This is a genomic window from Arthrobacter sp. CAN_A2 (genome assembly GCF_015752045.1).
Taxonomy (GTDB): Bacteria; Actinomycetota; Actinomycetes; order Actinomycetales; family Micrococcaceae; genus Arthrobacter_D.
This window is the reverse complement of sequence record NZ_JADOUS010000026.1, coordinates 1-8,968: the sequence shown is the minus strand read 5'-3', so window position 1 is coordinate 8,968 and position 8,968 is coordinate 1. Positions and strand designations below refer to the sequence as shown.

General features: G+C 63.9%; 9 protein-coding genes. 5 read left to right on the top strand and 4 right to left on the bottom strand.

Annotated features, from left to right (window positions below; translation table 11 throughout):
• Window positions 1–219: 219 nt before the first annotated feature.
• Window positions 220–363, top strand: a complete 144-nt coding sequence (locus tag IWX63_RS15860; RefSeq protein ID WP_199279123.1) for an ANTAR domain-containing protein — start codon at window positions 220–222, stop codon at window positions 361–363.
• Window positions 364–881: 518 nt separating this feature from the next.
• Here IWX63_RS15860 and IWX63_RS15855 read toward each other — a convergent pair.
• On the bottom strand, window positions 882–1,061 hold the full coding sequence (locus IWX63_RS15855; protein WP_199279122.1) for a hypothetical protein: 180 nt from the start codon (window positions 1,059–1,061) through the stop codon (window positions 882–884).
• Window positions 1,062–1,254: 193 nt separating this feature from the next.
• Here IWX63_RS15855 and IWX63_RS15850 point away from each other — a divergent pair, with 193 nt between their 5' ends.
• Window positions 1,255–2,010 (top strand): GAF and ANTAR domain-containing protein, encoded by a 756-nt coding sequence (locus tag IWX63_RS15850; RefSeq protein WP_334685936.1) that lies wholly within the window; start codon window positions 1,255–1,257, stop codon window positions 2,008–2,010.
• A gap of 59 nt (window positions 2,011–2,069) precedes the next feature.
• Here the strand turns inward: IWX63_RS15850 and IWX63_RS15845 are convergent, their stop codons facing one another.
• The gene (locus IWX63_RS15845; protein WP_199279121.1) at window positions 2,070–2,807 is read right to left on the bottom strand and encodes a GAF domain-containing protein; all 738 of its coding nucleotides are present in this window, start codon (window positions 2,805–2,807) and stop codon (window positions 2,070–2,072) included.
• A gap of 354 nt (window positions 2,808–3,161) precedes the next feature.
• Here IWX63_RS15845 and IWX63_RS15840 point away from each other — a divergent pair, with 354 nt between their 5' ends.
• Window positions 3,162–3,452, top strand: a complete 291-nt coding sequence (locus IWX63_RS15840; RefSeq protein ID WP_199279120.1) for a hypothetical protein — start codon at window positions 3,162–3,164, stop codon at window positions 3,450–3,452.
• A 424-nt stretch (window positions 3,453–3,876) separates the two neighbouring features.
• On the opposite strand, the gene IWX63_RS15835 is transcribed toward IWX63_RS15840, so the two are convergent.
• Together IWX63_RS15835 and IWX63_RS15830 are read right to left on the bottom strand one after the other, a co-directional pair.
• Entirely contained in the window at window positions 3,877–4,242 is a 366-nt protein-coding gene (locus tag IWX63_RS15835) for a hypothetical protein (RefSeq protein ID WP_199279119.1), read from the bottom strand.
• Entirely contained in the window at window positions 4,239–4,988 is a 750-nt protein-coding gene (locus tag IWX63_RS15830; protein ID WP_334685935.1) for a GAF and ANTAR domain-containing protein, read from the bottom strand. The genes IWX63_RS15835 and IWX63_RS15830 overlap by 4 nt, the downstream gene beginning before the upstream one ends.
• A 738-nt stretch (window positions 4,989–5,726) precedes the next feature.
• On the opposite strand from IWX63_RS15830, the gene IWX63_RS15825 reads away from it, so the two are divergent.
• On the top strand, window positions 5,727–6,488 hold the full coding sequence (locus IWX63_RS15825) for a GAF and ANTAR domain-containing protein (protein ID WP_199279117.1): 762 nt from the start codon (window positions 5,727–5,729) through the stop codon (window positions 6,486–6,488).
• Between the two features lie 296 nt (window positions 6,489–6,784).
• Window positions 6,785–8,872 carry a putative bifunctional diguanylate cyclase/phosphodiesterase gene (locus tag IWX63_RS15820; protein WP_199279116.1) on the top strand — a complete coding sequence of 696 codons (2,088 nt, stop codon included), beginning with the start codon at window positions 6,785–6,787 and terminating at the stop codon, window positions 8,870–8,872.
• The last annotated feature ends 96 nt before the right edge of the window (window positions 8,873–8,968 follow it).

Sequence of the window (8,968 nt, the reverse complement as noted above, 5' to 3'; positions counted from 1 at the left end):
TACCCGAACGACGTCCACTACAGTTACCAGCAGCCAGCCCTGGCAGCGTAGAGATAATCACCGACTCCGCTGTCCGAAATCACCGCAGCAGCCCAGCGCGGCGGTGAGACCTGCACCCCTGCCGCCCGGGTGCGTACTCGTACGAAGCGAATGCGTTCACGGACGAGTCGGAGGACATCAGCTTGCTGGTCGCCTCACGCCGCGGTCGCGTTCGCCGAGGTGGAGAAGACCCGACAATTGCAGGACGCGGTGGACTCCTGGGACGTCTTCAGTCAGGCCAAGGGCATCCTGAGGGAACGACACCAGATCACCGGCGAGCAGGCGTTCATCGTGGTGTCCATGGCCAGCCAGCGCGCCACCTGAAGCTCTGGAACGTCGCCGATGTCCTGGTCAGCAGCGGCGAACTCCCTACCAGGACGACGACCTCACGTTGAAGCGATGTTTTATCAGATTCTGCCGCGATGAGCATCCTGTTTTCTTGAGGCAACTATCCCAGTTCCTCCTGTCGCGTGCGGCTCATACTGGAGATACCCCTAACGATGTCCCCGGATTCGTCCGCGGGCCTCCGCCGGAATACACCGACGAGCCTCGTGCACGAACGTGGGAGCCCCTCCGGTTTTCAAGCAGCCGGCGACCGGAGGGACACCGGCCGCCCGTCCGCTCTGTGTGATGCGAAGTTCCATGGCCATGATCAGGGGCGGGGTGAGGGCGGTGCGTCGTCCTCAACGGTGTGGATGCGGATGCTGCGAAGCCGGGTTCTGCACTTGATGAAGTCGGCATGAGTTTTGAAGAGAGACCTTTTTGTGTGCCCTTTTCCCGTCGAAAGGCGTTCCATGACCACCCGCGTAACCCCGTTGGAGTCTTTCCCCGAGGACCTGCCATCACTGAGCCTTCCTGAGGTCGAAGTCCTCAACAGCAGGATTCAGCGCGAGTTGTCCCACGAGTACGCCCATGACGGTGAACCTCGTCCAGAAACAGAGCTCCGTGGCGAGGAACTCACCGAAGAACTGGACCGCAGGGACGCTGAAGACGAGGACCGCCTGGACGCTGTCGTCGTCCACCAGATTCCAGAAAGCCTGGTCCAGTCGCCTGCGCCAGCACTCGGAATCGCCCAAAGCCTGTGATCGGCCAGGTGGTACCCCCCGCGCTGATATGGACGATGCGTGCTGATGCGTGGCGATGAGCCCGGGGCAGGCATAGTAGGAGTGGATGTGCCGGGAGGTCCCTGGTTGTGGTTGGGAAAGGACGATGCTCGTGCCGGATGAGAGAGAGCTGGCCGAGGAGGCCGCCAATCACGCGATGACGGCCCTGTTGCAGGACATGGTCCTCGACAGTGAGGACGTTCAGGAGTTCCTGGACGGGTTGGTCTCGGTCGCGGCGACGGCGTTCTCCCGCGCCCACGGGGACGTGTTCTGCGGTGTGACCCTGCTGCGACCCCAGTCCGCGACGACGGTGGCCAGTAGCAGTGAGCAGGCGCGTGCCATGGATGAGGTGCAGTTCGGGTTCGATGACGGCCCGTGTCTGCGGGCCGCCCGGGAGGGACACACCGTGCACATCCCGGATTTCCTCACCGAGTCCAGGTTCCCCGAGTACCGGAAAGCCATTGCCGGGTACGGGATCCGCTCGGCCCTGGGTGTCCCCATCCGGCTCGATGCAGGTGCCAGTGCGGGCCTGGACTTTTATGCGACAGAACCCGAGGCCTTTGACGAAACCAGCATCAAGGTCGCCGAAGGCTTCGCGCGGGACGCGTCCAAGTCCCTGCGCCTGGCGGTACGGATCGCCACCCTCAACGAGAACTCCGCGCACATGCGCGCCGCGATGGAGTCCCGGACCGTCATCGACCTCGCGGTAGGGGTCATCATGGGACAGAACCGGTGCAGCCAGGACGAAGCCATCGCGATCCTTCGCACCGCCTCCCAAGGCCGGAACATCAAACTCCGGGACCTCGCAGCGAACCTCCTGGGCTCGCTAGGCCAGGCCGGGTCCGTCCGCACACACTTCGAGCTCTAACCCGCACCGTCTAGAACCCCGCCTACGGACCCGGGTAGCGATCACAGCCCTGGTCGCGATTACAAGTCCGGGAGAATGCGGGGCCCGTTGATCTGGTCCTCCACGTGCCGCGCGAACGCGCCGAGAGCGAGACCATCACCGGTAGAAAACTTCCGGGGGTCCTGATCGGCGACGCACAATGCCCCGACCGTCCATCCGCGGGGACCGCGGATGGGGTGCCCGGCGAAGAACCGCAGATGCGGGTCGCCGAGAACCAAGGGATTGTTCTTGAACGGGTGATCTCTGGATGCGTCGTCGACGGTCATCGGGCCACCGCTACGAAGCATGATCTGGCAGAGGGACAGCAGCCCGGGGGGATTGTCCTGCAGGGGACCGATCACTGATTTACCGAAACACCGCTGCTCGTCGATGACGGTGATCATTGCCGAGCTGACCCCGAAGTAGGTGCTCGTCTGCCGGCTGATCCGGTCGAACCGGTCCTCGGGTGCGGTGTCCAGCAGCCCCGTCCGGATGACCGCTGCCATCCGCTCTCGTTCCCGCTCCTGCGGGCTGAGAAGAAACGCCCCCGCAGCCCCGATCGCGTACCGCGCGTCTGATGTACACCTTTCCTGCGGTGGGGCAACGCAGCCGGGAACTCTGACCCCGACGCGGGCCCTGGCCAGGAGCGTGTTCGTCGCCTCGACGAGCACCTCGCACTCCCCTGGATCCAGGACCAGGACCCCGGCCAGACACGCCTCGAGCTCGAGCCGTGACGCCGCACCGCCTAACGCGTAATACGCGACCCATACATCTGCCATGCCCAGGTGCGTCGACACCAGAATGTCCCGGACCTGCCGGGTCCACGCCCACAAATCCACTTGCCACCCCCACCGACTCTCAGAAGTCACTGCTCGCTATCGGCACTTGATCCACCAGCCACCCACCACAAACTATCAGCATGATTACTATCCTGGTGGTGGCAAGTCTCATTCCCACCTCGGACAGCACACATCCCGGGGAGTTTAGGTTTCTGGGGTGCGGGTGCGCGTGTCACCGGTGGACGATAGCGTTGGGAATAATCAGCGTCTGGTCGGGGCTATTCCGGTTCCCCGTGGTGTTCACGAGAGCACAGGCACGCACCGCTTCCCGGTTCCACCCCTCAGGGGCCTCGCATGACAAAGCACACCGAGCAGACCACCGATCAGCACGGCCAGCACCATGACCAACAGCACGGCACACGCCTGGCGGCGCAGGAGGCGGGCATTACCTCCCGCGAGCTGTGGTGGCACTACTACAGTGTTGGAGGCAATGGTGGCCGTTTTGAGTTGGACGCCTACCTGGAGGGCATGTATCCGCTGCCGGTGGGAGAGCGAAACCTGATCGCTCTGGTCCTCAACGAACTCATCGACGACCTGCCGCAACGCAGGAGAGCCCCCTTTGTCGACGAAACGCCGGCCCTCTAGTACCCCTGTCACCACAGGATCCTTCCGCCCGTGTTCTGCGGCCATGGCCATGCCGGCCTTAGTGGGCTCAGCCGGGGCTTCAGTAATATCGGACTTCGCGGTCGACTACCGCGAACTGCTCACAGGATTCCGCCGACGGTCGATGCGCGTGCGCGTCGTTGCGCAGCAACCCGACGGCGTCGTGCATGCTCAATCTGGTCTGCGCATCGCTGTCGACAGACTCCCCGAAGCACGCCGGTAAAGGGTGGGAAGGCCGGATGCTCAGGGGCAGTCGGAACTCCGTACCGCCGAGACTGATTATGCCGTCCAGGCTCGATGACGGCGCCGGCGAGAAACACCAGGGCCACGGGATGGCTGTGTGCCGGTCCGATCGTCAACGCCGTCGACGACGGTCAGGGAGTGCGTTCCATACCCGGAAAGTGTCCTACGTATTATCCGATGCGTCCTGTTCTCTGCCGTCCTCATCACGGTCATCCCGGTGATCGAGGACTTTCAGGACATCCCGGACAACCAGAACATCCGGTTCGTCAGGGTCTTCTGGGTCGTTACTGTAGGGGGCGGTCGGTGGGAGTGTTTCGGCGATGAGTTCGTTCACGGCAAGGGATACGAGGTCCCGATCCAGCGGGGTCAGGGTGATCAACCCGTTAAGGTAGGCGTCGAGCTCGAACTCGTCGATGTCCCCGGTGAGGGAGAAGTAGCGGATCCATACGCTTTGCACCTTGAGCCCACTGCCGTGGATGGCGTGCAGTGTGCGCTGTCGTTGGTCCTCAGGGGTGGGCGTGGACATCATGGGCCCGGCGTGAATTCGGCGTCGTCCTGACGCTCAGCAATCATGGTGGCCATGACGCCGATGGTGGTGTTCGCGTCGGTGGCAAGGTCGATCAGGTGGTTCATGGCTGCCTGCCGGTCCACATTGAGGCGTTCCATCAGGATGCCGCGGGCGACTCCGATGGTGTCCCGTTCAGCCAGGGACGCCTTGACGTCGTTGCTGATCCGCTGCGGGGTGTCGGTGGCCTGGATATGGCTCAGGAGGGTCGAGGCGGAGCGGGCGAGGTTGATCAGCAGCCGCCTGTCCTCGTCCGAGAACGCGTCGACGGTGTTCGAGTAGACCTTCATCGCCCCGAGCCCTGCCGGTTTGTCCAGCAGGGGCACGCTGAGGCAGGAGCGGACACCAAGCGGCGCCGCTACGTTCGTCCACTTCTGCCACCGCTGATCGGTGTGGGTGTCGGCGATGTAGACGGGCCCACCCACCAGCCAGGCACTCATGCAGGGTCCCTGGCCCAGTTCGTATTGCTGGTCATCGGCTTCGAGCACGCGCGGGTCGGTCGCGCCCACGCTCAAACGGGTGCCGTCGGCGTTGAAAAGACTCACACCGGCGCCCTCGGCGGCGCCGATGATGTCGCGGGCGATCTCGGCCAAGCCATCGACGGCGCTATGGGCGGTCTGCTCTGTGAGGAGGTGACCGTTGGTCCGCCCGAAAATCGCCAACAGTTCAGGTGGGAGCGGTGCGGGGGAAGAGGGTGGGGTGGTATTCACGGTGGGCCTTCACCTGTCCTGCACAAGGGTGTTACCCCTGCCAGTGGAGGGCTGTCTGCTCAACCCGATACCTCCGCTCGAGGATCAACCCCCGCTCACGCAGCATCTGCTTCGAACTGTACAGGCGCACCCACACCACGGGGAGAAGTTTCGTACGGACCCTATTTCCCGCGCTGCCGTTTCTTGTGCTGCCTACCAGGAGCGCGCCACCAGCAGGACTAGGCCCGTCCTTCGGAGTGTGATGAGGCACAGACGATACCAAGCAGTTACAGCATGCTGCCGGTGAGTGTCACGGTTCGAAGGGGCCCCACCCCAGCGTTGGTTTCATCTGCTTGTTCCGACGGTGGAGGCAAGGATGAGAGCACGTGTGGAGGTTTTTGCAGCGATTCGCAGAGACGCCCGGGCGAAGGGTTGCAGGGCGGCCGAGACCGTCCTGCAACCCTCGTCGAGGCCCCGCTTGCCGGCTGCTTGGCGCGATGAGCCTCCTTTGCCAGTCGACCGTAAGGACACGCTCATGCGCAACGCCGCGGAGCGGAATAGCATTGTCAGGGAGATGTGTGCTGTCACCGGGCAGACGCTGAGTCGCTCTCGCCGCGTCGGTGCGCAAACCGCACAGCAGCACGAATTGATTGTTAGGGCGTCGCGCGGTCTCTGGCACACTGACGGGGTGCAGCAGAACACACCGTGGAGCGACGAAGCAGGATCCGCGGACGACGTGAGAGTCAGGATGGACGCCCAGTGAGTAAGCAAGACACATCAGGTCGCGGTGAGCCATCCGCCCACCACGACGGTGACGGTGAGGACCGGGACCTCGCGACCGAGCTGGCGGAACTGGCCCGGTCGCTGCAGCAGGAGCCCGACGCGGACGCGGTCCTTGCCGGATTCGTCACCGCCGCGCTGAGACTCATTCCGGGAGCCGATGAGGGCTCGGTCAGTGTGGTCCTGAACCGGAAGAACGTCGGTTCCCGTGTCCCCTCCGGTCCTCTCCCGGAGCGCATCGACGCTTTGCAGGTTGAGACTGGTGAAGGGCCCTGCTTGCAGGCCGCGTACGAGCACCAGACCGTGCGTGTCCCGGACATGGGAACCGAGACGCGGTGGCCGAAGTTCGCTGAGCGTGCCGCTGAAGCAGGCGCTCGGGGAATGCTGTCCATCCAAATCTGGGTGACGGGCGATGATCTCGGTGCCCTGAACCTGTATTCGTACGAGGCCAACGGTTTCACCGACGAGTCGGAGAACATCGGTCTCTTGGTCGCCTCGCACGCCGCCGTCGCGTTCGCGGAAGCGGAAGAGTCCCGGCAACTTAGAGAGGCCGTCGATTCAAGGGACATCATCGGCCAGGCCAAGGGCATTCTCATGGAACGCCATAAGATCACCGCCGACCAGGCCTTCCTCGTGCTCACTCTGGCAAGCTCGCGGACCCGGTCCAAACTCCGTGAGGTCGTCGATCACCTCGTGGCCACCGGCGAACTCGCAGGAGGAGACCAAAGCGCCCGCATCTGAAGCGGCCCGAGTGATCCTCGTAGGCCGTAGGCCGTTTGTCGCCTCAGGCGCTTACAGACGCCCGTGTGCACGTCTTACCTGAGACGAATATCCCTCCATCCGCAAGGCTTACCCCCACAGCTCAGGAATCCACCACCCTGGAACAGTCCCGCCTGTCCCCATACTACGAAAGGGACAGGTGGGGGGAAAAGTACCAATGGGGCTGTTGTTACCCGTGTGCTTATAGGCTCGGTCGAATACATCAGGTGCTTCTCACGGTGTTGTCGGCCTGAGTCTCATCAATAAGGGGAGGCACCATGAGCTTTCTGACCTACACCAGCGACGGCCACACCGGTGACCGCCCGGACGGCCGCAGTGTCGGCGGGGATGGTTCCGCTGGAGATAGTGTCAATGCAGTTCTCGCCGCAGCGCGGGAAGCCACGTCCGATATCGCGGTGATCAGTGACGCCCAGCAGAACATCACTCACGTGTCTGCGTCGTTCACGGCGATGACCGGGTACGAGCCGGCGGACATCCTCGGCCTGAACTGCCGGATCCTGCAGGGCCCGGGCACCGATCCTGAGACGACCTCACAGATCAGGGAGCTCCTGGCCTCCGGGCAACAGTTCGAGGGACAGATCCTCAACTACCGCAAGGACGGTTCCGCGTTCTGGAACGACCTGAAGATCACCCCTTTGCGCGTAGGATCCGCCCCTGACATCACCCACTTCGTGAGTGTCCAGCAGGACATCAGCAACAGGGTGGCGCTGATCACGCAGTTGGAAGCCCAAGCCATCCACGACCGCGTCACCGGGCTCCCGAACCGGATCGCCGCCGAACGGGCAGTCGATGACGCCGTGCACCGCTTCCCCGACAAGGACCTGACCTCCGCGATCTGCCTGATCGACCTCGATGACTTCCGGATCGTCAACAACACCCTCGGTCACGCCGCCGGGGATGCGGTGCTGCAACAGTGGGCGACCCGTGTCCTGGCCCGCCTGCGGGACGGGGACGTGCTGGCCCGGATGGGTGGAGACGAATTCCTCCTGATCCTGGCGAATATCGCCCGCAGCACCTCCCACGAGGACCTCACAACAATCGTGAACCGCATCCATGAAGCGGTCGAGGACCCCTTCACCGTGGAGGGCCAGCAAACCCGGATCGGGATGAGCATGGGCATCGCCCTCATCCCCGAGGACGGCACCGACAGCCGATCCATCCTGCGCAGCGCTGACGAAGCCCTCTACTCCGCCAAGAAACGCCACAGCCACAGCGAGTCCTGGTGGGAGACCGCCGCCCACGCCCACGCACACCCCGCACCAGGGGAACCTGCACCGGAGACCGCCGAAAAATCCCGGGCCGAGGACTACCGGGCAGCCCTGCGTACCGGGCACGTCGTGGTCCACTTCCAACCCATCGTGGACCTCCGTGACGGGTCGATCACCCTCTTCGAAGCCCTGGCCCGCCTGAACCTCTCCGAGGGACGGATCGCGTTCCCCGATGAGTTCCTCCCCCACCTCAACAGCACGGACCTGCGCATCCTCTTCGATCAAATCCTCGATCAGGCACTGGCCCTCATTGCCGGCTGGGACCGGCCCGGCACACGACCCAACGTCGCCGTGAACCTCCCCCCGGAAATCCTGCACGAGCAATCCCTCCCCGCCCACGTAGCGCACCTGCTCCACACCCATGGCATCGAACCGGGCGGGTTGGGACTGGAACTGCTGGAATCCAACACCATGAACCTGGAAACGCAACGGGCCGCACTCGAGGACCTCGCCGGGCTCGGCGTACGCCTGGCCATGGACGACCTCGGCTCCGGACACAGCAGCCTGCAACGCCTCTCATCCTTTCCCTTCACGGCCATCAAACTCGACCGCGGCTTGTTCCTCCACGCCTACGACAGGCCCCTGGAAACCCTCAGCATCATGGCGACCCTCATCCAAATGGGCCGAGACCTCGGAAAGACAGTCGTCATCGAAGGGCTCGAGGACGAAAGCCTCACCGAAGCGGCCACGATCCTCGGCGCGCCCCTGGGCCAGGGCTACTACTTCGCCAAACCCATGCCCGCCGACAACTGCGGACCCTGGGCGGACACCTTCGACCACCACCTCCACCACTCCCCCCTCCGGACACCCCTCGGGGCGCTGGCGTACCACTGGCAATTCGTCAGACTCGCCGCACCTCACCCCCTGAACCTCGACCAATGCCCCCTCACCCACTTCATCCACACCACCAGCACCGACACCGACACCAGTCCCGAAACTTGCCTCACGATCGACGCCGGCCCCGACGTCGAGTCCTGGCACGAACTGCAACACACACCCCAAGGCGTGCACCCCACCTCCAGCCGACGCCTCATCGACTGGCTCACACACCTCACCCCCACACCCGCGAACCTTTAACGGCTCTTCTTACCTGCGGTGGGGGTGGCTGAGCGACACGGTGTGAGTGCTTGAGTGGAAAAGGGATCGAGACCTTCCAAGATCGGCAGTGACTAA